Annotated in this window: 19 protein-coding genes; 13 read left to right on the top strand and 6 right to left on the bottom strand. The window is 55.1% G+C overall.

Features of this window, described 5'->3' with window-relative positions:
- Window positions 1-98: 98 nt before the first annotated feature.
- On the bottom strand, window positions 99-1,517 hold the full coding sequence (locus V3851_RS17400) for an MFS transporter (protein ID WP_331847828.1): 1,419 nt from the start codon (window positions 1,515-1,517) through the stop codon (window positions 99-101).
- Window positions 1,518-1,697: 180 nt separating this feature from the next.
- On the opposite strand from V3851_RS17400, the gene V3851_RS17395 reads away from it, so the two are divergent.
- The 4 genes from V3851_RS17395 (at window position 1,698) to V3851_RS17380 (ending at window position 4,266) form a co-directional block, all read left to right on the top strand.
- Entirely contained in the window at window positions 1,698-2,075 is a 378-nt protein-coding gene (locus tag V3851_RS17395) for a DivIVA domain-containing protein (protein ID WP_331847827.1), read from the top strand.
- 286 nt (window positions 2,076-2,361) lie between these two features.
- Window positions 2,362-2,826: a Dps family protein gene (locus tag V3851_RS17390; RefSeq protein ID WP_331847826.1), complete on the top strand. Its 465-nt coding sequence runs from the start codon at window positions 2,362-2,364 to the stop codon at window positions 2,824-2,826.
- 122 nt (window positions 2,827-2,948) lie between these two features.
- A complete protein-coding gene (locus V3851_RS17385; RefSeq protein ID WP_331847825.1) occupies window positions 2,949-3,605 on the top strand; it encodes a transcriptional regulator in 657 nt (218 codons plus the stop codon).
- 325 nt (window positions 3,606-3,930) lie between these two features.
- On the top strand, window positions 3,931-4,266 hold the full coding sequence (locus tag V3851_RS17380) for a general stress protein (protein ID WP_331847824.1): 336 nt from the start codon (window positions 3,931-3,933) through the stop codon (window positions 4,264-4,266).
- Window positions 4,267-4,362: 96 nt separating this feature from the next.
- On the opposite strand, the gene V3851_RS17375 is transcribed toward V3851_RS17380, so the two are convergent.
- Complete coding sequence (locus tag V3851_RS17375; protein WP_331847823.1) at window positions 4,363-6,057, bottom strand: methyl-accepting chemotaxis protein; 1,695 nt, start codon at window positions 6,055-6,057, stop codon at window positions 4,363-4,365.
- Between the two features lie 155 nt (window positions 6,058-6,212).
- On the opposite strand from V3851_RS17375, the gene thpR reads away from it, so the two are divergent.
- Entirely contained in the window at window positions 6,213-6,785 is a 573-nt protein-coding gene (gene thpR / locus V3851_RS17370; RefSeq protein ID WP_331847822.1) for an RNA 2',3'-cyclic phosphodiesterase, read from the top strand.
- Between the two features lie 113 nt (window positions 6,786-6,898).
- Entirely contained in the window at window positions 6,899-7,756 is an 858-nt protein-coding gene (locus V3851_RS17365) for a cell wall hydrolase (protein ID WP_331847821.1), read from the top strand.
- On the opposite strand, the gene V3851_RS17360 is transcribed toward V3851_RS17365, so the two are convergent.
- Window positions 7,747-8,880 (bottom strand): MGDG synthase family glycosyltransferase, encoded by a 1,134-nt coding sequence (locus V3851_RS17360; RefSeq protein ID WP_331847820.1) that lies wholly within the window; start codon window positions 8,878-8,880, stop codon window positions 7,747-7,749. The two genes, V3851_RS17365 and V3851_RS17360, sit on opposite strands and share 10 nt — an antisense overlap.
- Before the next feature lie 302 nt (window positions 8,881-9,182).
- Here V3851_RS17360 and V3851_RS17355 point away from each other — a divergent pair, with 302 nt between their 5' ends.
- The 5 genes from V3851_RS17355 (at window position 9,183) to V3851_RS17335 (ending at window position 19,274) form a co-directional block, all read left to right on the top strand.
- Window positions 9,183-11,357, top strand: coding sequence for a YhgE/Pip domain-containing protein (locus V3851_RS17355; protein WP_331847819.1), 2,175 nt, complete (start codon window positions 9,183-9,185; stop codon window positions 11,355-11,357).
- Between the two features lie 388 nt (window positions 11,358-11,745).
- Window positions 11,746-16,341: a glutamate synthase large subunit gene (gltB, locus tag V3851_RS17350; RefSeq protein ID WP_331847818.1), complete on the top strand. Its 4,596-nt coding sequence runs from the start codon at window positions 11,746-11,748 to the stop codon at window positions 16,339-16,341.
- Between the two features lie 446 nt (window positions 16,342-16,787).
- A complete protein-coding gene (locus V3851_RS17345) occupies window positions 16,788-17,462 on the top strand; it encodes a hypothetical protein (RefSeq protein WP_331847817.1) in 675 nt (224 codons plus the stop codon).
- Between the two features lie 125 nt (window positions 17,463-17,587).
- The gene (locus tag V3851_RS17340) at window positions 17,588-18,499 is read left to right on the top strand and encodes an ABC transporter ATP-binding protein (protein WP_331847816.1); all 912 of its coding nucleotides are present in this window, start codon (window positions 17,588-17,590) and stop codon (window positions 18,497-18,499) included.
- Window positions 18,492-19,274: an ABC transporter permease gene (locus tag V3851_RS17335; protein ID WP_331847815.1), complete on the top strand. Its 783-nt coding sequence runs from the start codon at window positions 18,492-18,494 to the stop codon at window positions 19,272-19,274. The genes V3851_RS17340 and V3851_RS17335 overlap by 8 nt, the downstream gene beginning before the upstream one ends.
- Window positions 19,275-19,345: 71 nt before the next feature.
- On the opposite strand, the gene V3851_RS17330 is transcribed toward V3851_RS17335, so the two are convergent.
- Together V3851_RS17330 and V3851_RS17325 are read right to left on the bottom strand one after the other, a co-directional pair.
- Window positions 19,346-19,762: a bactofilin family protein gene (locus tag V3851_RS17330; RefSeq protein WP_331847814.1), complete on the bottom strand. Its 417-nt coding sequence runs from the start codon at window positions 19,760-19,762 to the stop codon at window positions 19,346-19,348.
- A gap of 37 nt (window positions 19,763-19,799) precedes the next feature.
- Window positions 19,800-20,786: a M23 family metallopeptidase gene (locus tag V3851_RS17325; RefSeq protein ID WP_331847813.1), complete on the bottom strand. Its 987-nt coding sequence runs from the start codon at window positions 20,784-20,786 to the stop codon at window positions 19,800-19,802.
- Between the two features lie 194 nt (window positions 20,787-20,980).
- On the opposite strand from V3851_RS17325, the gene cls reads away from it, so the two are divergent.
- Window positions 20,981-22,411 carry a cardiolipin synthase gene (gene cls, locus V3851_RS17320; protein ID WP_331847812.1) on the top strand — a complete coding sequence of 477 codons (1,431 nt, stop codon included), beginning with the start codon at window positions 20,981-20,983 and terminating at the stop codon, window positions 22,409-22,411.
- A 13-nt stretch (window positions 22,412-22,424) separates the two neighbouring features.
- Here cls and ligD read toward each other — a convergent pair whose 3' ends face one another.
- Window positions 22,425-23,327 (bottom strand): non-homologous end-joining DNA ligase, encoded by a 903-nt coding sequence (ligD, locus tag V3851_RS17315; protein WP_331847811.1) that lies wholly within the window; start codon window positions 23,325-23,327, stop codon window positions 22,425-22,427.
- Between the two features lie 144 nt (window positions 23,328-23,471).
- On the opposite strand from ligD, the gene V3851_RS17310 reads away from it, so the two are divergent.
- On the top strand, window positions 23,472-24,419 hold the full coding sequence (locus V3851_RS17310) for an ATP-dependent DNA ligase (RefSeq protein ID WP_331847810.1): 948 nt from the start codon (window positions 23,472-23,474) through the stop codon (window positions 24,417-24,419).
- The last annotated feature ends 4 nt before the right edge of the window (window positions 24,420-24,423 follow it).

The following is a 24,423-nucleotide window of genomic DNA, read 5'->3' as shown; positions in this document are numbered from 1 at the left end:
AAGAATCGTGGAATCTGTCGAATCATTATTGACTCCTGATCCGGCATTTTTTGGTTTGGCAACGGATTATCCCAGGCATATAGCGGATTATCCCGGCTTTATGCCCGTTTGATGCGCAGCCGCTGCACGGATACGAGCAGGGCGACCAGACAAATGCCCATCGCCGTCCAGAATACCGTATGCAGCGAGCTAAGCGCGGCCTGCGGTTCGCCGGGCGACACGGGGAGCAGATAGTTCAGGCGCGAGGAATACAGGGAGATGGACAAGGAAGTGCCGAGCACCATCCCGATATTCCGCACCAGCGCGTTCAAGCCGCCGGCCGTCCCCAGCTTGTCCCGGGGCACGGAGCCCATGATGCTGGAATTGTTCGGCGACTGGAACAGCCCGCCCCCGAGGCCGAACAACCCGAGATGCAGCCCGACCACCCACGCGCTTTCCTGTGTGGACAGCGTATTGAGCAGCCCGAAGGCCAGCGCGTTGACGAGCAGCCCCGCCGTAGTGAGCGAGTGCGACCCGATCCGGTCGGAGAGCCAGCCGGATATCGGAGCGACGACGGCCATGACGAGCGGGTAGACCATCATCGTGTAGCCCGTTTTGGCCGGCGAAAATCCAAGCACATCCTGCATGTAGAAAGGCATGAGCACATTGGTAAAGAAGAGGGCCATGAACGAAAGCAGCGCCGTGACGTTGCCGATCGCGAACGCCGGAATCCGGTACAGGCTGAAGTCGAGCATCGGATGGCGGGTGCGTTTTTCCCAGAAATAGAAACCGGCCAGCACCAGCAGGGAGACAACGCCTCCGACCCAGACGGACGGAGACACCCAGCCCCAATCCTGTCCGTTCGAAATCACGTACAGAAAAGCGAACATCCCGGCCATAAACAGCAGGGAGCCGGTATAATCGAAAGGCTGATTCTCTTTCTTGCTGCGGTCTTTGGGCAAGATGAACAGGCCGGCGATGAAACCGATCACGCCGATCGGGACGTTGATCCAGAAAATGGACGTCCAGCCCAGATGCTCGACCAGAATGCCGCCGATCCCCGGTCCGGTCAGCGAGCCGAGAGACACCATCGTACCGGTGATCCCCATGGCGCGCCCGCGTCCTTTGCTGGAGAACACTTCGGCGACGATGGCCTGGCTGTTGGACATCAGGCAGGCGGCGCCAAGCGCTTGAATCACCCGGGAGCCGATGAGGAGGCCAAGCGAATTCGAGAGACCGCACAGGGCGGAGCCCAAGGCAAAGATCAGGAAGCCGTAGTTGTAAATCCGGCTTCTGCCGAACATGTCGGAGATTTTGCCCATGATTGGCAAGGTGGCGCAGATCGTCAGGAGATAAGAAGTAAGCACCCATTGGACGACATGGATGGAAGCGCCGAGCTCTCCCGCGATGGTCGGCAGCGCCACGTTGGCGATGCTCCCGTCCAGGGTCGACATGAAGGTGCCCAGCGATACGTTGGCGAGAATGACCCAGGGATTCGCTCCCAGGGCGGCTTTTGATTTGAGTTGTCCTTCTGACACGTTAGGTACCTCTTTTCACTGGATGAGATATTGGTATAATTTCACGTTTTGTATTATAACATGAGTGAAGAAGGATCAGCCTCACGGGATGACATCGATAATCGACGAAAATTATGATACATTAGAAGTGTTATGCATGTGAGAGAAATTGAGGAAGCCATAGGTACGGAGGGATTGCGAATGCAGGATGATTACGCGCGCAAACTGGAGGATCAGAAGGGATTATTCAGACAACTGGGCATCAAACTGGACGCGCTTGCCATTCATGAGAAGGATTTCGACGTGAAAATGCGGGGATACGAAAAAGAAGAGGTCGACCGCTTCCTTGATGATATCATTGTCGATTATGAACGCTTTTATGATATCATTACGGATTTACTCGATAAATATAAAGAAATCCAGCGGCGCCAAGCTTATTGGGAAGAGGAGAAAAAAGCCTTTGCCATACGCAAGCCGCAAATCGACACCGAGAACTCGGTGGACCGCCGCGTGGTGGAGGACGGAATCCGCCAATTGGAACGCAGCCTGGAACAGCTGAAGATGCATATCCGCAATTGAATATGGGACACCGAGGACCGGCAGAATGCTTGCTGGCCCTTTTTTGCCGTCCGCATCGGATACGGGGATTGTATAAACGGAAGTTAATCAACGCAAACTTCAAGATAGGATGGGAAGAAATTCACGGATACCGCGATTTTCACGTGATGTTCATGTTTTTGAACTTGCGGAGAACAAGGTTAGATGGTAATATAATTATAGGATTTAGAATTAGTCTAAATTTAAAACATCTTACTTACATGTTGGAACTCAACCTTATTCTAATATTCGAATGGAGGAAATCGAAATGACGAATCAAAACCTGACCCAAGAAGAAGTAGCATTGGAAAAACAACTGAACCTGCAAATTGCGAACTGGACTGTACTTTACACCAAACTGCACAATTTCCACTGGTTTGTCAAAGGCCCGAATTTCTTCACCCTGCATGAGAAATTCGAAGAGCTGTACAATGAAGCGGCCGGGAACATCGACGAGCTGGCCGAACGCCTGCTGGCGATCGGCGGTAAACCGGTGGCAACCTTGAGCGAATCGCTCGCCATCGCAACCTTATCCGAAGCCAAAGGCGGCGAAACGCCCGAAGGAATGGTAGCCGCAGTCGTTGCCGACTTCGGCGTCGTGATCGACGAACTGAAACAAGGCATGGCAGCCGCCGAGGCGGCGGAAGACGAAGCGACCAGCGACCTCTTGCTGGGCATTGTGTCGGCGCTGGAGAAACACAACTGGATGTTGAACGCTTACCTGGGCAAATAATATTTCTTAATCGGCGTGAAGCACAAGCCGTTTCATTGCATGGAAGCTCATATAATGAGGCCATGCGATGGAGCGGCTTTTTGTTATGTTTTATCGGCTGCCTAAGAAAAGGAGTGTAACTTATGTTTGAGCAAAAATATGAGGAATGGTTGGAAGCGAACATCGCAGAAGAAACCAATCACAGAAGGCGCGAATTGCTTGGAAAGGGGCTTGGCCACGGAACAGCAGAATTCCTTCGCTTGGTTTGGTATCCGGCCGTAGGAAATTTCAATTACCTTTACCCGGAATGGGAAGTCTGGGATTTTAATAACGGATACCGCTACTTGGACCTGGCCTATATGCGGGGCGGCGCGAAGGGAGGGATCGAAATCCAAGGATACGGCTCCCACGCGAGAGACCTCGATGTAAGACGGTTTAAAGATTTATGCATGAGGCACAGTTTATTGGCGCTCGATGGTTGGATGTTTTTGCCGATAGCTTATCTGTCGATCAAGGAAGAACCGAAACAATGCCAGCAATTGATTTTATCTTTTGTCGGAAAGTTTCTTTCGACTGACGTGCCCATGGATCTGAGTTGGGCGGAAGCCGAGACTTTACGATTTGCCCGGCGGCTGCTTCGGCCATTTACTCCATCGGAGCTTGCGGCTCATCTTCGGCTGTCCGACCGCCACACCAGGCGGATTCTTCATGAACTGGTAAGGCGGCAGTTACTTATTGTGGCAGGCGGACGGCAGCGGTTTCGCCGTTATCGGTTGGCGGATACGTTGCACTTGACGTAAGAACGCAGATTTGGGGCAGGCTGCCAATTATTGCAGACATGAAGGCCGTTATTCGGCGGAAAACAAAGCGGTCGGAATACTAACGGACACAGCAGACGTTATTCCCGTATATTGCTTTCAGAAGGGGACAAATACCGTAAATAGCGGTAATGGTGTCCGTTATCCACAGAAAACGTCCTATTTGAACGAAATAACGTCCCGGGTGTCCGCAAGCAACATGAGGAGAGAGGGCGATCGGAAGCACTGTTTTGTTTTCGGGAGAGGGGGTAATACAATAGCGTACCGGAAACGGTACCTTCCAAACAACGATAAGGAGTGATTTCAAATGGCAAACAACAATCGCGATGGCAAAATGAGCCGTGAGGAAGCCGGTCGTATGGGAGGAGAGGCAACAGCCAAAAATCATGACAAGGAATTTTACCAGGAAATTGGTAAAAAAGGCGGCGAAGCCACTTCCCGCAGTCATGATAAAGATTTTTACCAAGAGATTGGGCAGAAGGGCGGGGAAGCGACTTCCCGCAGCCATGATAAGGAATTTTACCAGGAAATCGGCCAAAAAGGCGGCGAAGCCCGCGGCGATTCGGACGGCGACGGCGGCAAGATGAGCCGGGAGGAAGCGGGTCGCAGAGGCGGCGAAGCTCGGGCGCGCCAGCGGAAATAAATAGATTGCCGACTCAAAGCCGGCAATAAATAGACGCAAAGCCCCTCATTCCGGGTTAGGAATGAGGGGCTTTGTCTTGCGTCCTTATCGGCCGTCCTATACTTTAAAACGGTCGATCTGGCTTTGCAGCTTCTCCGACAGGCCGGAGAGGAAGGCGGCGGAAGCGTCGACTTCCTGCATAGCTGCAAGCTGCTCCTGCGAGGCGGCCGACATGGTCTGGGTTCCGTCGACCGTACTGTTGGCGACTTCAACCAATTGAGCCATCGCCTCAACCAGCAGCTTGGAATTGGCGGACAGCTGACGGACGGTTTCGCTGACATTCCCGGCGGCTTCGGCCGAATTTTTGGTCGATTGCTGGATCTCTTCGAACGAATTCCCGGCGTTGCCTACAAGCTCGGCTCCCAAATGCACTTCCCGGGACGTCTCTTCCATCGTCTCCGCCGTCGTGTCCATTTGATCGATGATGAACGTAATCAGCGAAGCGATCTGCTGCGCCGAAGCCGCGGAGCGTTCGGCGAGCTTGCGGACCGAAGAAGCGACGACCGCGAACCCGCTGCCCTGTTCGCCGGCGCGGGCCGCTTCAATGGCGGCGTTGATGGCGAGCAGGTTTGTTTCGGCGGCAATCTCGGTAATAATATCAAGTATATTCCGGATTTCCTTGGAATGGCTGCCGAGCTGCTGAATGCTGGAGGAAAGCGCGGCGATTTTGCCTTCGATCGTGTTCATTTGCCGCATGCCCAGCCGGATCGACGATACGCCTTCCTTCGCCGCGGCGGCGGAAATGCGCGCCTCTTCCGAGACATTGTCCGCCTTGTCGACAATCTGGCTGATAAATGCGGACATTTCTTGCAGTGCCGCCGAGCTTTGCTCCAGGTTTTGCAGCTGCTTCTCGGCGCCGGCGGCGAGCTCCTGGGTAATGAAAACGGTCTGCTCGCTGGCTTTGCCGGTTTCCTCCGCGCTGGCGGACAATTGCTGCGAGGAGGAGGCTACCTGCATAGACATTTCATTGACTTCGGTGATAAGCTGCCGCAAGCTGACGGTCATATTGCCGAAGTCCCTGGATAGGGTGCCGACTTCGTCCTTGCTGGACAGCGACAAAGGCTCGACCGATAAATCCCCTTGGGCCACCAGGTTGACTTGGCGGGACAGCTTCTCGATCGGACGAATCATCCGGTGGATGAACAGGTAAACCGCCATGATCGCCAACAGGAAGACGATTCCCCCGATAATGAACGGCAACGTAAGGATATCCCAGACCCGCTCGTGGATAATGGAAGCATCGAAGTTGATCGCCATCAGGCCGACGATTTCTTTCGTCGGGTCATGGTCCTTGTAGATGGGGCCGTAACCCGTAAGCAGATTGGTTCCGTCATAAGTATAAATCTTCGTGTACACGGAATGCTTCATCTGTATAATCATGTCGCGATCGGCCGGATTGAAGTAAAATTCGTCTCCCGCTTGATATCCCCGCTGCTTGATATTTTGATCCGCGGCCAGAATCTTGCCGTCGAGGGACAGGATGAACACTTCTTTGAACAGCGGCTTATGAGCGACGGTCCAGTTCAGTCTTTCTTCCAGCGCGTCCAATCCGGAGGTATCGCCTTGGGCCAACTGTTCGATGACGCCCGGATCCACAAGACCTGTGGTGATATTGGCACAGCCGACCGTCTCGATCCCGACGGCCTCTTCCACTTGGCGAAAGGCGGTTTGATAGCTGAAAAAGCCGATCAGCGCACTGACAAGGAGAAGCACTCCGATAATGCCAAGGGTAATTTTTCTAGCGAATCCCATATATATTCCCCAATCTTATAAATTGCTGTCGCTTCTAGGTGTACAATCTAATCAAATTATAATAATGAATGTTTGGGCAAATATTGTTTTAATCACCGCGTGTGTGACAAAAGTGTGGATTTTGTTTGTATTTTCGACTTAAGAGGTGAAGCTTTATGGAAAACATTGTAGAATCGTGGCGCATTTTCATCGCCATCCCCCTTCCGAAAGCCATAAAAGAAACATTGTCAGCCTGGTCGGAAGGGCAAAAAAGCGCCTGGGAATTCGCCAAATGGGTGCATCCGGAGGATTATCATATCACGGTGCAGTTTCTAGGCGACACGCCCGCGAACCGGATTCGGGAAATCAAGCAAATGCTGGAACGAACCGCTGCGCAAAGCCCGGCTTTTTCACTTGAAGTTGCCAAGTGCGGGACCTTTGGTGCTCCGGCAGCCCCGCGCGTGCTTTGGGCCGGTGTGGAAGGCGAACTGAAAGCGCTCCGCGAGCTCCAAGCCAAAATCGCGACGGCCAGCACGGAATTGGGCTTTACTCCCGAGGAGCGGCCGTATAATCCGCATATTACCCTGGCCAGAAAGTATCGCGGACACGGTAGGTTCGATCCCGACAGCTTGCGGCTGGCTTCCGCAGATTTCGGGACCTGGAAGGCGGATGCGATTGTTATTTACCGTACGCATATGAATAGAAAGCCTATGTATGAGGAGGTTGCCAGAGTACTGCTCAAGGCATAGCTTGATAGGAAAATGTAACCTTTTGTCGGCGATTTGTATTCAAAAGGTTTTTTTACGGTTACATAGATGAAAGAATGCGTCAATAGAGAGAAATGTCGAGCAGGAGGTCATCTATGTATATTTTTCGGCAGAACCGTTACGTCGCGCTCCTGATTGGGGCGATACTTGTGTGTATAGGGGCGATTTGCTTGCTGAAGCCAAATTCCGGGGCAAGCGGCCGGGAGGACCGGGAGCTTTATCCCGTTTCGGGGTATATGCAAGCAAATCGCGATCTTTCGGCTTCCGTAGGACCGTCCAACAGGAGCGAACCGGCAACGATGCCGGCAGGAGAGAATCGGAACAAGGCGTTCAATAAGGCGTTGCTGCCTAATTTAATAACCTTGGAAATGAAACGTCAGAGCGCGGAGACAGCCGTCCAGAGCTCGCCGAAGGCCCAGACGCTCGTTTCCGAGCGGATTTGGCTGCGCAAACAAGCATTGGAAAAGCCGGAACCCGCCGTAGCGGAGGTTGTTCCGGACCCGCTTACCCCTCCTAAACAATTATTCTTCACGCGGACAGAACTGTTAAGCCATGCGGATAAGGACAAGGCTGTATGGAGCTACGTTTTGGACGATGAAGAGCTGCTTCTCCTGCAAAAAATCGTCATGGCGGAAGCAGAAGGCGAACCGTACGAAGGCAAAGTGGCTGTCGCCAACGTTGTCTTAAACCGGCTGCGGTCCGCCAATTATCCCGACACGATCAAGGAAGTCATTTATCAGAAATCCCAGTTCAGCCCCGTAAGGAACGGGCGTCTGAATAAGGTCAAGCCGGACGAAGATACGATCCATGCCGTGAACGAGGCGCTGAACGGGCGAAAGGAAGTAGCCGACGATACTTACTATTTCTTGTCATTAAAGCTTGCCAAGGATCTCACCATCGCCAAAACGAAAGACAAGGCGAAGGTGATCGGCAACCATACTTTTTACAAATAATCGCAATCCAGAAGGCCCGCGATATTTCGGGCGCAGCTATCCGGTTGATATAAAGAAAAATCCGGATGAAGCGCGTGCTTGGAGGAGGAGACCGAACCGGATTTAGGGCCGGTGCTGATTTCGCCGAACCAAGTGTCCAGAAGCTTTGCGGACGAAAGTTCTCTTCCGCGGCCGATTTTCACGAAATAATCGCGGTTCTTCTCCTCCTGGCCGGGCAATGACGCGAAAAACAGCATGGGTATACCTTTCGCCAGCCCCTCGGTGCAGGTCATTCCTCCGGGCTTTGTGATCAGCAGGTCGCAGGCGTCCATCCACTTGCTGATTTCGCGGGTATAGCCGAGCACGGTAATATTCGGATGCCGCAGGGCTGCGTGACTGCGCAGTCTGGCGGCAAGCTTGTCGTTGCTGCCCACGCAGCAAACGAACTGAATCCGCTCTTTCCACGCGGACAACCGGGAGATCAACTCATCGGAAAATAGCATCCCCCAGCCGCCTCCCATGACAAGCACGGTGGGCATATTTTGGATTCCGAGCTCCTCCCTGACGGAAGCCTTATCCCGTCTGAGCCAAAACTCGGGGTGAACCGGGATGCCGGACACCTCGATGGCCTCGGGGGGAACCCCGCGCCGGATCAAGACGCTTCGCACGTCCGGCGTCGACACGAAGTAGCGGTCGACTCCCGGGCTGATCCAGGAACTGTGGGCATCGTAGTCGGTGATGAGCATAAAGAGCGGGATGTTCATTCCCGCCGCTTTCAGCCGTGACATAACCGCCCCCGGAATAGGGTGGGTGCAGACGATCAGCTCCGGGTTCAACCGGCCGATTACAGCGGCGGCGTGATGATAGAACAATTTATGCAGCGCAAGCCGGGTTAAGCGGCTGACCGGCTTGTCATAATTTTTGCGGTAGAGCCTGCCGACAAGCGTAGGGCTTGAATTTACGGTCATCCGGTAAGCGGACTGAACCCGGGGCGCCAGCTTCGGATTAAGCAGCGAACCGAGCTCCAGCACCTTCGGACGAATTTCGGGATTCATTTTTTTCAAACCGGCGGCCAGCGCACAGGCTGCCTGGGTATGGCCGCTGCCGAAGCCTTCCGATAAAATCAGGACTCTTTTGCCCGGCATGGAATTTCACCCTCTTTTCCAAACTGGATTAGCTCAAGTGGCTAAAACTTACATATCCAGTTTATTTTTTTTGCCCTGCGAGAGGAAGAGACTGCGGACTGGTCTGATGCTGGACTTAAGTCGGGAATAGAACTGGTGAGCAAGATGAGGGCCTAAATATGTGATGAAAATAACATTGAAAGATACAGAAAAATACTTGCATTGGGGCAAAGCAGGTGGTAAAGTGATGAATGACCAAATGACCATAACTGAATTTTAGTCATTTTATAAAATACACCATGAAAGTAAGGAGAGAACACAACATGAAATCGCTGGCGGTGTTTTTTAAGGATCTGACCGCTTCCTTCAAGAATCGCAAGGTTATCATTCCGATCCTGGTCGTGCTGTTTATTCCCTTACTGTACAGCGGGATGTTCCTGGCGGCGTTCTGGGACCCTTACGGCAAGATGAACGAGATTCCCGTCGCGGTCGTGAACCGGGATACGGGGGCCGAATACGAAGGGAAATCGCTGCAGGTCGGCAATGATTTGGTTGATGAGCTGAAGAAAGGCAATGATTTCGCCTGGGATTTCGTTACCCGGGAACAAGCCGAGGAAGGAATGTCCTCCAATAAATACTATATGACGATCGTCATTCCCGAGAATTTCTCGGCCCGGGCGACGACGCTGATGGATGAGCATCCGCAGCCGGCACAATTAATTTATGAACCGAATGAAGGTTATAATTTTCTGGCCGCGCAAATCGGCGGTACCGCCATTAAGGAAATCAAATCCAAAGTTTCTACCAAAGTGACGGAGGCTTATACGGAAACCTTGTTCGATCAGGTGGAGAAAATCTCGGGCGGCCTGAACGACGCCGGTGCGGGCGCCGCGGCGCTGAATGACGGTGCAACCACGCTTGCCGAAGGAGCCGAGCAGATCAAGGCGAATCTGGCCAAGCTGGTCGACGGCACAAGCCGGCTGCAAGACGGAATCGCGCCGCTTGAGCAAGGCGCCGGTTCCCTTACCCAGGGAGCGGCTGATCTTAAGGCAGGCGCTTCTTCGCTTGCCGGAGGGCTGAGTCAGTTGACCGCGGCGGAGCAACAGCTTGAGAACGGCGCGGCGCAGGCTCAGCAAGGCGGCGTTCAACTGCAAGACGGGCTTAAGACTTCCGCGCAAGGCGCCGACAAGCTCAAAGCCGGCCTGGCTTCCTCGACGGAGGGCAGCGCCAAGCTGGTAAGCGGCCTCGAATCCTCGGTGCAGGGCAGCGGTAAAGTGGCCGAGGGTGCCAAGGGTTTAGCCCAAGGCTTGGAACAGCTTGCCGAGGCTAACCCCGAGCTTGCGCAAAGCCCGGAGATGCAGCAGCTGCTTACCGCCAGCAAGGCGGTCGCCACGGGCAGCGAGCAAGTGCGCCAGGGACAGGAGCAGCTGCTCCAGGGCGGCAAGGAGCTTGAGTCCGCGCAGCGGCAATTGCTGCAAGGCGGCGAGCAGCTTGCCGAAGGGCAGCATCAGCTCGCCAAAGGCGCGGCACAATTGACGGCGGGACAAGCGCAGCTTACGGCCGGGCTGAAGCAGTTCGGCGGCAAATTGTCCGAGGCGGCCGTAGGCGGCGGTGAGCTGGCGCAAGGTGCCGGCAAGCTGAGCGCGGGCGCCGAGCAAATGGAAAGCGGCATGGAACAACTGGCCGGAGGGGTCGGTACCTTAACCAGCGGGTCCCGGCAGCTCGATGCTGGCGCGGGCGAGCTCAAGAGCGGCATGGATCGGCTGACCGAAGGCTCCGGTGAACTGGCGACGAAGCTGACGGATGCCGCAAAGCAAACCTCCGGCGTGAAGAAGACCGACGAACTTGTGGATATGTATGCCGAACCGATCGGTATCGAGGAGCAAAAAGTCAGCGAAGTTCCGAACTACGGTACCGGATTCGCTCCATACTTCCTTTCGCTCGGCCTGTTTGTCGGAGCTTTGATCTCGACGCTGGTCGTTCCGCTTCGCCAATCATCGGTCGAAGGGGCTACCGGGTGGAACCGGTTCGTCAGCCGCGCCTTGGCTTTTACCGGTATGAGCCTGCTGCAATCGCTGCTGGCTTCGATTTTGGTACTGTACGGACTGGGGCTTAAGGTGCAAAGCGTTCCAATGTTCTATCTCTTTAGCTTTGTCACGAGCCTGTGCTATATGTTCATTATCCAGGCTTTGGTCACATGGCTGGACAATCCGGGGCGCTTCCTGGCCATCTTGATCCTGATCTTCCAATTGACGACCAGTGCCGGTACTTTCCCGCTGGAGCTGATCCCCGGCTGGATGAAGGCGTTCAACCCGCTGCTGCCGATGACGTACAGCGTCAGCGGCTACAAGGCGGTCGTCTCTACGGGCGACTTCGGTCACGCTTGGCAGCAGCTCGGCATACTGGCTGCATATGGGGTCGTTTTCCTGGCATTGACACTGGCTTACTTCCTCACGCATCAACAGGATAAGCGTGTGAACGCGGAAGCGAAGGCATAAATAATACAAACGCTGGATATAAAAAACTTTTATTATAAATCCGACCTGCAAACACCGCATTCGTCATGGTTTTGCAGGTTTTTTTTATTTAAGATTCATATGATGGAAAGTAGAAAAAAAGGTTTGGTACCGGCCGGAATCGCCTGTTCTTTGAATCTCTGTTTCAAGCTGGTTTGATGCCCCGACTCTGGCAAGTATATCTATCAGGACAACGCTTTCAAAGCCGATGGATGTCATACCTCCGCAAATTTATTAGCATTAGTGCAAAAGAAAGAGAAGATAGTGCAAAAACAGCCGAAGCGTTTTCCGTTAGAATAAAAAGTACAAAATAACCTGTCGTTTACAAGTTGCGTTACTTATTTTTTTAAATAGAAAGGTTGCGCTGATTATGAAACACACAGTTATACCCCCAAAGCAGGGACTCTATGATCCGTCCTTCGAAAAAGACGCCTGCGGCATGGGCTTCGTCGCTCATATCAAAGGCCGGGCTTCCCACGATATCGTGAGCAAGGCGCTTACGATGCTGACCAATATGGAGCATCGCGGCGGACAGGGAAGCGAACCGAATTCGGGGGACGGCGCAGGTATTTTACTGCAAATCCCGCACCGCTTTTTCGCTTCGGAGGCGAAGAAGCTGGGCTACAAGCTTCCCGAAGCCGGACAATACGGGGTGGGAATGCTGTTCCTGCCGCATGATGCCGCGGCCCGCGGCCGGCAGGAAGCCGAACTGACCCGGATTGTCGAGGAAGAGGGACAGAAAGTGATCGGGTTCCGGACGGTACCGACACGTGATGACATGCTTGGGAAAACGGCTAGGGAAGCCAAGCCGTTCGTTCGCCAGATATTCATCTCCCGCGGCGAAGGGCTTGTCACCGATCTGGACTTCGAACGCAAATTGTACGTGATCCGGCGCCGGGCCGAACAGGCGATCCGCTACAGCGGCAGTGCCGACGGCGACGCGTTTTATGTGTCGAGTTTGTCTTGCCGGAAAGTTGTTTATAAAGGGATGCTCACGACCGAGCAGGTTGGACAATTCTACCTGGATCTTAAAGACGAGGGCCTGGAGTCGGCAATCGCTCTGGTGCATTCCCGCTTTAGCACGAACACGTTTCCCAGCTGGGAACGGGCTCACCCGTACCGCTTCATGATTCACAACGGGGAGATCAACACCTTGCGCGGCAATGTGAACTGGATGCATGCCCGTCAATCGCTGTTTGAAACGGAAGCGTTCGGCAGCGATCTGGAGAAGGTGAAGCCGGTCATCAATCCGGACGGATCCGATACCGCCATGTTCGATAATACATTTGAATTTCTGTACCTCAGCGGCCGTTCCCTCCCGCACGTCGCGATGATGATGGTGCCGGAGCCTTGGGACAATAACGCCGATATGGCTGAGGACAAAAAGGCATTTTACGAATACCATAGCGCCCTGATGGAGCCGTGGGACGGGCCTGCGGCGATGGGCTTCACCGACGGGGTGCAGATCGGGGCTATTCTTGACCGCAACGGGCTGAGACCTTCCCGTTACTATGTCACGAAGGACGATCTGATCGTGCTATCCTCCGAAGTAGGGGTGCTCGACATTCCGGCCGAGGAAGTGCTGTACAAGGACCGCCTGCGTCCAGGACGGATGCTGCTGGTCGACACCAAGGAAGGTCGGATTATATCCGACGAGGAAGTCAAGGCGTCGATCGCCAAGGAAAACCCGTACCGCGAGTGGCTGGATGAGCATCTGGTGGAGCTTGAGGAGCTTCCCGAGGCGCCGGAGCTGCCGGCGGAGCCGCACGAGAGCATTACGCAGCGCCAGATGGCGTTCGGATACAGCTATGAAGATTTGCGCAAAGTGTTTGAACCGATGGCGCTGACCGGGCAGGAAAACGTAGCCTCGATGGGTTACGATGCGCCGCTGGCCATCTTGTCGGAACGCCCGCAAATGCTCTACAACTACTTCAAGCAGATGTTCGCCCAGGTGACCAACCCGCCGATCGACGCGATCCGAGAGGAGCTGGTTACCTCGACGGCGACGATGATCGGACCGGAGCGCAACCTGCTGAAGCCGGAGCCGGAAAGCTGCCGCCAGATCCGGTTGGATTCGCCGATTTTGTCGAACGAGGATTTCGCCAAGCTGCGCCATATTCGCAGACCTGGCTTCAAGGCGATGACCATTCCGATTTTGTTCCCGGCGAGCGAAGGCCCGGAAGGGCTCCGGAAAGCGCTGGATACGCTGTGCGAAGCGGCGGACCGCGTCATTGCCAAAGGCCATAACATTCTGATCTTATCGGACCGCGGCGTGGACGCCGATAACGCGGCGATTCCCGCATTGCTGGCCGTCTCCGCCCTCCATCACCATTTGATCCGGATGGAGACCCGGACCAAGGTCAGCCTGCTGCTGGAGTCCGGCGAGCCGCGGGAAGTGCATCATTTCGCGCTCTTGCTCGGATACGGGGTCAGCGCGGTCAATCCGTACCTCGCGTTCGAGACGCTGGACGATATGATCAGTCAAGGAATGCTGAAAGGCATTTCCCATTCCAAAGCCGTTTATAATTTCATCAAAGCCGCCACCAAGGGCGTAGTCAAAACATTGTCCAAAATGGGGATTTCCACGATCCAATCGTACCGGGGCGCCCAGATTTTCGAAGCGGTGGGCCTGAAGGAAGATTTCGTGGACCGCTACTTCACCTGGACACCGTCGCGGATCGGCGGGATCGGGCTCGAAGAGGTGGCGCTGGAGACGCTGGCCCACCATGGGCGGGCCTACTCCGCGCAGGACGGCAACGACAAAGTGCTGGATTCCTCCGGGGAATACCAATGGCGCAGCGACGGGGAAGAGCATCTGTTCAACCCGCAAACCGTCCATCTGCTGCAACAGTCGGTCAGAACCGGGGACTATAATCTGTACAAAAAATTCGCCTCGCTCGTTATGGGTGAAAATAAAAAGCATCTGACGCTTCGTTCGCTGCTCGATCTGAAGCCGGTCGGACCGAAGGTTCCGCTAGAAGAGGTGGAGTCTGCCTCTTCGATCATGCGCCGCTTCAAAACGGGAGCCATGTCGTTCGGTTCCATCAGTAAAGAAGCGCATGAGACGATCGCGATCGCGATGAACCGCATCGGCGGAAAGAGCAATACCGGCGAGGGCGGGGAGGATCCGGCGCGTTTCGTGCCGGATAGTAACGGCGATTTGCGCCGCAGCGCGATTAAGCAGGTGGCTTCGGGCCGCTTCGGGGTGACATCCCAATATCTTGTCAATGCGGATGAAATTCAGATCAAGATGGCGCAGGGGGCGAAACCGGGTGAAGGCGGACAGCTCCCGGGCAAGAAAGTCTATCCGTGGGTAGCCGAAGTTCGCGGTTCGACACCTGGCGTAGGCCTGATCTCGCCGCCGCCGCACCATGATATCTATTCGATCGAGGATTTGGCCGAGCTGATCTTCGATCTCAAGAACGCGAACCCGCGGGCCCGCATCAATGTGAAGCTGGTATCCGAGGTCGGCGTCGGCACGATCGCGGCCGGCGTGGCCAAGGGCCGCGCGGACGTCATCCTGATCAGCGGCTATGACGGCGGTACCGGCGCTTCGCCGCAAAGCTCGATCCGCCATGCGGGCCTGCCGTGGGAGCTTGGCCTGGCCGAGACGCACCAGACGCTGATGATGAACAATCTGCGCGACCGCGTCGTACTGGAAACGGACGGCAAGATGCTGACCGGCCGCGACCTCGCCGTGGCGGCGCTGCTCGGCGCCGAGGAGTACGGCTTCTCGACGGCGCCGCTCGTCGCCGTAGGCTGCATCATGATGCGCGTTTGCCAGCTTGATACATGCCCGGTCGGCGTGGCGACGCAAAATCCGGAACTGCGGAAGAACTTCACCGGCGATCCTCAGCATGTGGTCAATTTCATGACCTTTGTAGCCGAAGATCTCCGGGAATGGATGTCCGAACTCGGATTCCGCAGCCTTGACGAAATGATCGGGCGGACCGATTGCCTGGATACGATCAAGGCGGTCGACCATTGGAAGAAGGCAGGCGTCGACCTGTCGTCGCTTCTGCATATGCCGAAGGCGCCCGAAGGCAGCAGCCGGTATTGCACGCGCAAGCAAAACCACGGCCTGGAGGAGACGCTGGACGTTACCCAGCTTCTCGGTCTCGCCCGTCCTGCCCTGGAGCGTGGCGAAGCGGTCAGCGCCGAGCTGGCGATCTGCAATGTGAACCGGGCGACCGGTACGATCCTCGGCAGCGAGGTGACCCGCATTTACGGCGGGGCCGGCCTGCCGGAGGATACGATCACGTTCCGGTTCGAGGGTTCGGCCGGCCAAAGCTTCGGCGCCTTCGTACCGAAGGGCATGACGCTGACGGCGGTTGGCGATGCGAACGACTACACCGGCAAAGGCTTGTCGGGCGGCAAGATCATCGTGAAGCCGTCGCCGAAGTCGACGTTTGCCGCCGAAGAGAACATCATCGTCGGGAACACCTCGTTCTATGGCGCGACCGGCGGGGAAGCGTACATCCGCGGCATCGCCGGCGAGCGGTTCGCGGTCCGGAACTCCGGCGCGAACATCGTCGTCGAAGGCGTGGGCGATCACGGCTGCGAGTACATGACCGGCGGACGCGTCGTCGTCCTCGGCGGCACGGGCCGCAACTTCGCGGCCGGGATGTCCGGCGGGATCGCGTATGTGCTGGATGTGCAGGGCGACTTCGTCAAACGCTGCAACCTGGAGATGGTGCTGCTGGAGCAGGTCACCGAACCTGCCGAAGTCGACCAGCTCCGCACGCTGATCAGCCGCCACATCCTCTACACGGACAGCGTCGTCGGACGCCGCGTGCTGGACAACTGGAATGAGCTGCTGCCGAAATTCGTCCGCGTCATTCCGAAGGATTACAAGCGGATGCTGGAGCAGATCCGCAAGGTGGAAAGCGAAGGCTTGAAAGGCGAAGCCGCCCTTCTCGCCGCGTTCGAAGCCAACACGCGCGAGCTCGCCCGCTCGGGCAACTAACCAATCTGGCCGTTGGCGATTGCAACGGCAGAAGATTCAAACAACCGGAGCACGGATTAAGAATTGATCCGTGCCTCCGGTTGTTTTTTAATGAGCTTGATTGGAAATTTCCAATCTTTTAAAGGATAAAGTCGATTTTTTGAGAGTCCCATTGGATATTTCCAATAAGGCCCTCCGAAAATAAGTTAATATTGAGCAAGTTGGTCATTTTGATTGGAATTATCCAATTAAAATCTCACATTCCAGTTTGAAGTGCCCCTTTTATTGGATATTTCCAGTGAAAATAAGGTAGCAAGCGACTATTTGTCCGTCTCCAGATGATCTATATAGCGCATCTCGAATGGAACCAATTTACTGAACGTGTTATACTTTTTCTAAGACGAAGAACGTCCTTTACATTTTTGTAGAGGGCGTTTTTTTATTTTTAGGTGCGGGAGGCAGGGATAATGAGGGGGACATTTGATGAGGCGCATGCCTCTTTTATTAATGAACATTTGACTCGTAGAACGGGGGAACGTAAAGGCAGGCTGTTAAGAGGGCATAATTATGCCGAGAAGCTGCTGCTGCAAAATGTATGGTGGCCGGTATTCGGTACATTTCAGGATTTGCATCCGGAGTATGAAATTAGCGATTGGAACCGCAAATCGCAGTTTTTAGATTTTGCATATTTACCGCCGTTCGGTAAATTCGGGCTGGAATGCGACGGATTCCAAAGCCATGTGCGGGATATGGACCGCGAAAGGTTCAGTTACTCATTAAATCGGGATACATTTCTTACCGGAATGGGATGGAAAATGATTCATTTTTCATTTGACGATGTTCTACAGCGGCCGGAGATATGCCGGATGTTGCTTCAGTTAGTTATCGGCCCGCATTTATTGCGGAATACCTCGGAGCAGCCTTTGCATGTAATAGAACGAGAGATTCTGCGCCTGGCTTGGAGCCTGGGAAGAAGAGTACGCCCTAAGGATGTGACCGAACTGCTGGGGATAGATTTCAGGACTGCGCGAAATTGGTTGTGCGGCTTGGTTGATAAAGGGATGCTTCAGCCTGTTGGAAACGGGGAAAAGATCCGCAGTTATGAAATGTTGGCTACGGCTATTGTCAGGTTGACGGAATAGAGTAGTTCGATTCTTTGCTTCCATTCTTATGGTAAAATAGGAAAAACGCTGCCGGTTCAGAAGAGAATGAATAAGGGAATGGAAATGGTGGCGGTTGGATTGGCAAGCGGAAGGAGAGTGAAGGCATGGCACAGGAGTCTGTCGTAAGGATACAGGGCGTCAGCAAAAGGATCGGAGGAAAGACGCTGATCGATGATTTGAGTCTCGATATTCCGCCGGGTCAGGTATATGGCTTTCTGGGGCCGAACGGGGCCGGGAAGACGACGACGATCCGGATGATGGTCGGGTTGATGTCGATTACGGAAGGGGATATTCTGATCCAGGGGTTGAGCATCAAGCGTGATTTCGAGCGGGCGATCTCCCATGTGGGGGCGATTGTGGAAAATCCGGAAATGTACAAATTTCTGAGCGGATATCAGAATCTGCTGCATTATGCCCGGATGTCGCCGGGGGTGACCCGGCAGCGGATTATGGAAGCGGTCGAGCGGGTGGGGATGGAGCACCGCATCCACGACAAGGTGAAGACCTATTCTCTGGGGATGCGGCAGCGGTTGGGCGTGGCCCAGGCGATCCTGCACCGGCCGAAGCTGCTGGTGCTGGACGAGCCCACGAACGGGCTAGATCCGCAGGGCATCCGCGAGCTCCGCGATTATTTGCGCATCCTGGCCAAGGAGGAAGGGACGACCGTGTTCGTATCCAGCCACTTGCTGTCGGAGATGGAGCTGATGTGCGACACGGTGGCCGTTATTCAGCAAGGCCGGCTGGTTGACGTCAAATCGCTGCACGCGGAGGATGCCTTGCCCGGCCGCCGTCACGAGACGGCCTTTGAAGTGGATGATCCGGCCAGAGCCCTGGAACAGATCGGACAAGGCCGCATCGAAGACGGCAGTCTGATCGTCGCAACCTCCCGGGGAGAAGCTGCCGATATCAATAAGCAGCTGGTCCTGGCAGGGGTGGCCGTTTACGGCATCCGGGCCGTTACCCGGTCGCTGGAGGATCAATTTTTGGAAATGACGGGAGGCGGGCGAATTGAGTGATTTTTTGCGGCTTGTCCAAAATGAAAATATGAAAATTTACCGCCGGATGCGGACATGGATCATGTTTGCCATTTTGGTGGCGTTGTCGATCATGTTCGGTACGCTTTTTTATCTCGGCAGCGCATCTTCGCCGCTGTCCGCCTGGGACGCGGTGGACCAATTATCGGTACTGTACTTTCTGGTATCGATTTTCTCGGTCGTCATCGCCTCCGATATCGTGGCGGGGGAGTTTACCTGGGGCACGATCAAGCTGCTGCTGATCCGCCCTTGGACCCGGAGCAAAATCCTCTTCTCCAAGCTGCTGGCGGTATTGATCTTTACGCTGGCTTCGACGGCGGTTTTCCTGATTGCGAACTTGGCGGTTTCGTTCCTGCTGTTCCCGAATACGGGATCCGTGATCTTCCCCGAAACCCAAGGGGCGGGACCATTGGCTTCCATTATGGAAAACCTGCTCTACAGTTATATCGATCTGCTGGTGATCACGATATTTGCGTTCATGATCTCTACCGTATTCCGCTCCGGCGGCATCGCGATCGGACTGTCGATGTTCATCCTGTTCGCGGGCAACATCTTCACGATGCTGTTCCATCCGTCGCGTTACGCCTGGGCGAAATATATGCTGTTCGTCAATATGGACCTTTCCCAGTACCGGGGAGGGCAGGTCGGACCCGCCGGGATGACGCTCGGTTTCTCCGCGACGGTGCTGGCCCTGTACGTGCTGGCGTTCCTTGCCGTCAGCTGGCTTGTCTTCAATAAGCGGGATGTGGCGGCTTAGCCGAAAACAAATAGTTCCCGTTTGCTCCGGGCGAGCAGGCGGGAACTTGGTATATATGCTTCATCCCGTGCTTACCCCGCTTCGGTCCGAACCGCTTTTTTGGAGGACTTCTCCTTCTCCTTGACGGGTACGACGGTGGCCGAAGCTTTCTCCATATGGCTGGAGCCGTTGAGAAGCCCGCCTTCGATGATGACCAGCTTGGCGACGCTGACATTTCCGTCGACCTGGCCGCTGGAAGTGATCGTCAGCCGGCCTTGGCTTACGATGTCGCCGATGACCTTGCCGGCCACAATGATATCGGTTCCTATGATATTGGATTTCGCCTCGCCGGTCTCGCCGACAATGACCTGCCCGCCGCAGTCGATTTCCCCCTGAAATTTTCCTTCAATCCGGAGATTGGCCTTGCACTCCAGTTTGCCTTCGATGGTGCTGCCGCGGCCGATCAGCGTATCGGTCGTGACTTCCGTCAATTTGTTTTTCTTCCGCATAAGGTTTCCTCCTCCTGAAATAAAAATTGATATTGGATTATTGCAAATAAGGCATAGGATCGATAGGCTTATCCTGCTTGACGATCTCGAAGTGCAGATGAGGACCCGTGCTGCGGCCGGTGTTGCCCAAACTGCCGATGCGTTCGCCTTTCGTGACGGTATCGCCTGCGGATACGCTGATCTTGCTGAGATGGAGATACCAGCTTTGCAAGCCGCCGGGATGCTCGACGATAATATAATTGCCATGGGAGCTGTCTTTGTCGGTCAGGATCACCTTGCCGGCACCGGCGGCATATACGGGATCCCCGGTTTTGCCGGCGATATCGATTCCGGCGTGAAAAGAGGCCCGTCCCGTGAACGGGTCGGTCCTATAGCCGAAATTGGAGGTCAGGCGCTTGGACAGGGTGGGCCATTCCGTAGGCGTTCCCGAAATGGTGTACTGGGTTTGCTTGGCTTTTTTCAGCGTGACCGGCACATGCTGTTCCATCTCATCAAGCAGTTTGCTCATCTCCGTGAATTTATCGCGGGTATCCGCGGCCAATTGTTCGATCTCGTTCTCGTGCACCGCAATAAATTCACCCCCGATGCCGAGCGTTTCCCCTTCGTCCCAGGACAGGGAGGTCAGTCCGCTCTTGTCTTCCGGGTCCCCGTATTTGTCGATAAACTTCTGCAGCTCGGTTTCAAGCTCGGTTACGCGCTCCATCCGGTCCATCATTTCCTCGGATTGGCCCGACAAGGCGATCACTTCGTTCTGCAAGCGTTCGATGGCGGCGTCTTTGTCGGTCACGATGGCTTCAAACCGCAGACTTTGGCTCTCAAGCTGCCGTTCGAGCTTGCCGATCGTCTGGCTGGACTGGATTTGCAGGCTGATGATCAGACCCGAGATCGATAACAAGGCAACCAGCGGAACCGCGATGACCAGCGGCTTGGATACGCTAACCTGCTTGACGGGCTGATTCGCGTCCCTAAGTACGAGCAAGGTCATCTTATGAGGATTCGGTAAACTTAAGCTGGCGGTTTTCATGGCGTCTCCTTTCCTCTCCATACTTTTATAACTTATCTATTCCTCTATCTCTTAAATCATGTCAAAAAATATGTCTTGTCTGATATATCCGTGGACTTGAACCGCTGTATTCCGCAGGCTTTTCGCGGCGAGCTCCCCATGAATAAATTGCCTTCAGGATGGTTAATGCTGAGTGAAGGGAAGGTGGAACTCATATGGTTTGGCTGGTTATTGTCCTATTTGCCTTTATCTTTCAAATCGCTACGATTCTCTTGCTTGAATTCCGCAATCCCGGAAAAACGGTAGCCTGGATACTCATCCTGTTTCTGGTTCCGCTCGTCGGCTTCGTTCTTTATTACTTTGTTGCCCGGGACTACAAAAGCCGCAGAAGGCTGCGGCGCAGCGGTAGCAGGTTGTTTCAGGAGATGAAGGCCCGCCTGTGGGAGCAGGCGGACATCGTGGATCGCCTGGATAAGATGCGGAACAGGGATTTTGCGGGCCAGGAGCGCTTGTTCAGCCTGCTGACCCATCTGTCGGAAAGCCCGATCACGGGATGCAACGAGACGCGAATTCTCTCAAGCGGGGAAGAAGCTTTTCCGGCTATGCTGGCGGCGATGGAAGAAGCGCACGATCATATACATATCGAATTTTATATCTTCCGTCACGACGGCATCGGGACCAGGTTCAAGGAGGTCATGATCCGTAAAGCCCGGGAAGGCGTCAAGGTCAGGCTCGTTTGCGACGGATTGGGCAGCCATCGTCTGGCGCGGATCTTTGTCTCGGAGCTGAAGGCGGCGGGGGTGGAGGTTTATTTCTTTCTGCCTCCGCTGATTGCTTTTTTGGACCGGCGGGTGAACTACCGGAATCACCGGAAAATCATCGTCGTCGACGGAACCGTCGGTTTTTTGGGCGGCCTCAATGTGGGGGACGATTACCTGGGGCTTTATAAAAAAATGGGTTACTGGCGGGATACGCATCTGCAAATTCGGGGAGATGCCGTTTATTTTCTGCAAAATACATTCCTCGGCGATTGGCAGCTCGCTTCCGGGCAGCGAATTTACGACCGCGATTTGTTCCCGGAGCATCACTGCACCGGGCAGGAGCAGGCGCAAATTTTAACCAGCGGTCCCGACCAGCATTGGAACGCGATTCAGGAAATGTGCTTCGGCGCCGTATCCGTGGCCAAACGGCGGATTTGGATTACCACGCCGTATTTTATTCCCGATGCCAGCATTTACGCAGGGTTGAAAACGGCGGCGGTCAGCGGCGTGGAGGTGATCGTGATCATTCCCGGCCGTTCCGACAGCCGTCTCGTCAAGCTCGCTTCGCTCTCTTATGTGGAAGAACTGATGCAGGCTGGTGTGCAATTTTACGAATATGGAAAAGGTTTCGTGCATGCCAAAGTGATGATCGTCGATGATTTGTTGGCCTCGGTCGGGACGGCCAATCTCGATATGCGCAGCTTCTTTTGCAATTTCGAATTGACCGCGCTTCTGTTCGACCCGAAGCCGATCTCCGGGCTGGCGCAAGACTTCGAGCGGGATTTGGCGGACTCCCGGCGGATCCCGCTGCAGGAATTCGCCCGCCGCCCCCGGCGGCAAAAGGCCGCCGAATTGCTGGCCCGGCTATTATCGCCGCTGCTGTAACCTTCGGCCGGGGTTACCTCTTTCCCGCGGGCTGTTGCAAATGCCGCAGGATCATCTCTACCGACTGGGGCGGTACGGCCGCGAGCAGGTCGCCGCGCTCCTTCAACCGGGCTCCGATATTGAGCAAATGATAGTCGGACGGGGAGGGGCTTCGCCGAACTTCCTCCCAGGTCAAGGGCGTCGAGACACTGGCCGCTTGGCGGGCCCTCGGGGTATAAGGGGCGGCCAACGTTTTTCCGCCGTAATGCTGAAGGTAATCGAAATAGATTTTGTCGCCCCGGTCCTTCTTCAGCCGCTCGATCGTGAACAGGCGGGGATATTTCTCCGTGACGTAGCGGGCTACGAAATGCCCGATCAGGCGGAGCTCGTCAAAGGTGACGCCGTATTGAATCGGCACGATAATCTGCACTCCGGTAGCCCCGGATGTTTTCGGCACGGAGGAGAGGCCGAGCGAGGTCAAAATCTCGCCTACATACGATACGGCCTCCATGATCCGGGGCTCCTCCTCCAGCGAAGGGTCCAGATCGATCATCCATTCGCAGGGCAATTCGTCGCCGATATAATGAAGCGAAGGGTGAAACTCGATGGCCGCGAGATTGCCCAGCCACAGCAGGGTCGGAAGATTATCCAGCACAACGTAGCGGATGCTCTCGTGAACCGCGGTCCGCACAAAGGGCGGCAGCGGTTCGGGGGCGTTTTTTTGATAAAAAAACTTGCCGTGAATGCCTCCGGGATAACGGATCGTCGTGAGCAGCCGGTTGCGGCAGTAACGCAGCAGGTACGGCGACAATTCGGCGAGCTTCTGTAAATATACGAGTTTGGTGATCCCGGCTTCCGGCCACAGCAGCTTGTCGGGATTGCTGACGGCGACCTCCTCGCCTTCGATGCTGATGCTTCCCTTGATGCTTCGGGCCATAGGAAATCATCCCTCCTTTGGCTGTTAGGCTTGCCGATTTCGCGAAAAGTATGAGCGGACGCCACAGAAGCATGGTTATGCGCGGGAGAGGGAACACTCTTTGGGAAACAATCAGATGGCTTATCGGTAGAAGGAGGTCGCGATATGGATTTGGACCCGGTGTTTCCGTTTGAACCGGTCCGGGCTCATGATTTTCCCGCGGGAGAAGAGTGGATTGCCCAGGTGAAATGGGACGGCGTACGGATACTGACGTACTACGACGGCCGCGAAGCCCGGCTGATTAACCGCAAAAAGAACGACCGTACCTTGCAGTACCCGGAGTTCACCGATGTGCGATCCTTTTGCCGGGCGGACTCGGTCATCCTGGACGGGGAGATGATCGCGCTGGCCGGCGGGAAGCCGTCGTTTCACGAGATCATGCGCCGCGACAGCCTGCGGCGGGCTCGGGAGATCGCCTTCGCGGTACCGAGAATTCCGGCGATTTATATGGTCTTCGACATATTGTATTGCGACGGAATTTGGGTGACGGACCGCCCGCTGCGTGAGCGGCAGCGGCTTCTGCAGGAGCGGGTCACGCCGGGCGAGCGGCTCCAGCTCGTTCCCAATGTGGCCGATGCGAGGAGCCTGTTCTCCGTCATGGAGGAGCGGGACTGGGAAGGCATTGTATGCAAGCGTCTGGACAGTACTTATCTTCTAGGCGGAAAAGACCCGCGCTGGGTCAAGCTCAAGCTGGCTCATGATCTGAACGCCGCCGTCGGCGGGGTAACGTACCGGGACGGTACGGTCAACGCGCTGCTGCTCGGCTTGTATGACGAGGAAGGCAGATTTATCTATATCGGCCATGCCGGGACGGCGAGATGGAAAGGAGAGGAATGGGTACGGGCCACCAAGCTGGCCCGGCAATTGGCGGTGAACAACAGGCCTTTCTTCAATACCCCGGAACGGATCAAAGGGGCGGAATGGATGAAGCCGGAGCTTACCGTGAAGGTGCAGTTTCTGGAATGGACCCCCGGAGGGACGATGCGCCATCCGGTGATCCAAGGATGGTCCGCCGCGCCTCCGGAAGCTTGTACATTATCGCAGAGTATGTGATTTT

The organism is Paenibacillus haidiansis, assembly GCF_036553665.1.
GTDB classification, from domain to species: Bacteria; Bacillota; Bacilli; order Paenibacillales; family Paenibacillaceae; genus Fontibacillus; species Fontibacillus haidiansis.
Note: the sequence above shows the minus strand (reverse complement) of the source record. Positions and strands in the feature narration are given on the sequence as shown.

Coding starts and splice junctions, on each gene's coding strand:
- thpR (WP_331847822.1), top strand. CDS start 6,213: ATGGAAAACATTGTAGAATCGTGGCGCATTTTCATCGCCATCCCCCTT.
- V3851_RS17385 (WP_331847825.1), top strand. CDS start 2,949: ATGTTTGAGCAAAAATATGAGGAATGGTTGGAAGCGAACATCGCAGAA.
- ligD (WP_331847811.1), bottom strand. CDS start 23,327: ATGGCCCGAAGCATCAAGGGAAGCATCAGCATCGAAGGCGAGGAGGTC.
- V3851_RS17375 (WP_331847823.1), bottom strand. CDS start 6,057: ATGGGATTCGCTAGAAAAATTACCCTTGGCATTATCGGAGTGCTTCTC.
- V3851_RS17395 (WP_331847827.1), top strand. CDS start 1,698: ATGCAGGATGATTACGCGCGCAAACTGGAGGATCAGAAGGGATTATTC.
- V3851_RS17325 (WP_331847813.1), bottom strand. CDS start 20,786: ATGAAAACCGCCAGCTTAAGTTTACCGAATCCTCATAAGATGACCTTG.
- V3851_RS17390 (WP_331847826.1), top strand. CDS start 2,362: ATGACGAATCAAAACCTGACCCAAGAAGAAGTAGCATTGGAAAAACAA.
- V3851_RS17330 (WP_331847814.1), bottom strand. CDS start 19,762: ATGCGGAAGAAAAACAAATTGACGGAAGTCACGACCGATACGCTGATC.
- V3851_RS17340 (WP_331847816.1), top strand. CDS start 17,588: ATGGCACAGGAGTCTGTCGTAAGGATACAGGGCGTCAGCAAAAGGATC.
- V3851_RS17310 (WP_331847810.1), top strand. CDS start 23,472: ATGGATTTGGACCCGGTGTTTCCGTTTGAACCGGTCCGGGCTCATGAT.
- V3851_RS17380 (WP_331847824.1), top strand. CDS start 3,931: ATGGCAAACAACAATCGCGATGGCAAAATGAGCCGTGAGGAAGCCGGT.
- cls (WP_331847812.1), top strand. CDS start 20,981: ATGGTTTGGCTGGTTATTGTCCTATTTGCCTTTATCTTTCAAATCGCT.
- V3851_RS17345 (WP_331847817.1), top strand. CDS start 16,788: ATGAGGGGGACATTTGATGAGGCGCATGCCTCTTTTATTAATGAACAT.
- V3851_RS17355 (WP_331847819.1), top strand. CDS start 9,183: ATGAAATCGCTGGCGGTGTTTTTTAAGGATCTGACCGCTTCCTTCAAG.
- gltB (WP_331847818.1), top strand. CDS start 11,746: ATGAAACACACAGTTATACCCCCAAAGCAGGGACTCTATGATCCGTCC.
- V3851_RS17365 (WP_331847821.1), top strand. CDS start 6,899: ATGTATATTTTTCGGCAGAACCGTTACGTCGCGCTCCTGATTGGGGCG.
- V3851_RS17360 (WP_331847820.1), bottom strand. CDS start 8,880: ATGCCGGGCAAAAGAGTCCTGATTTTATCGGAAGGCTTCGGCAGCGGC.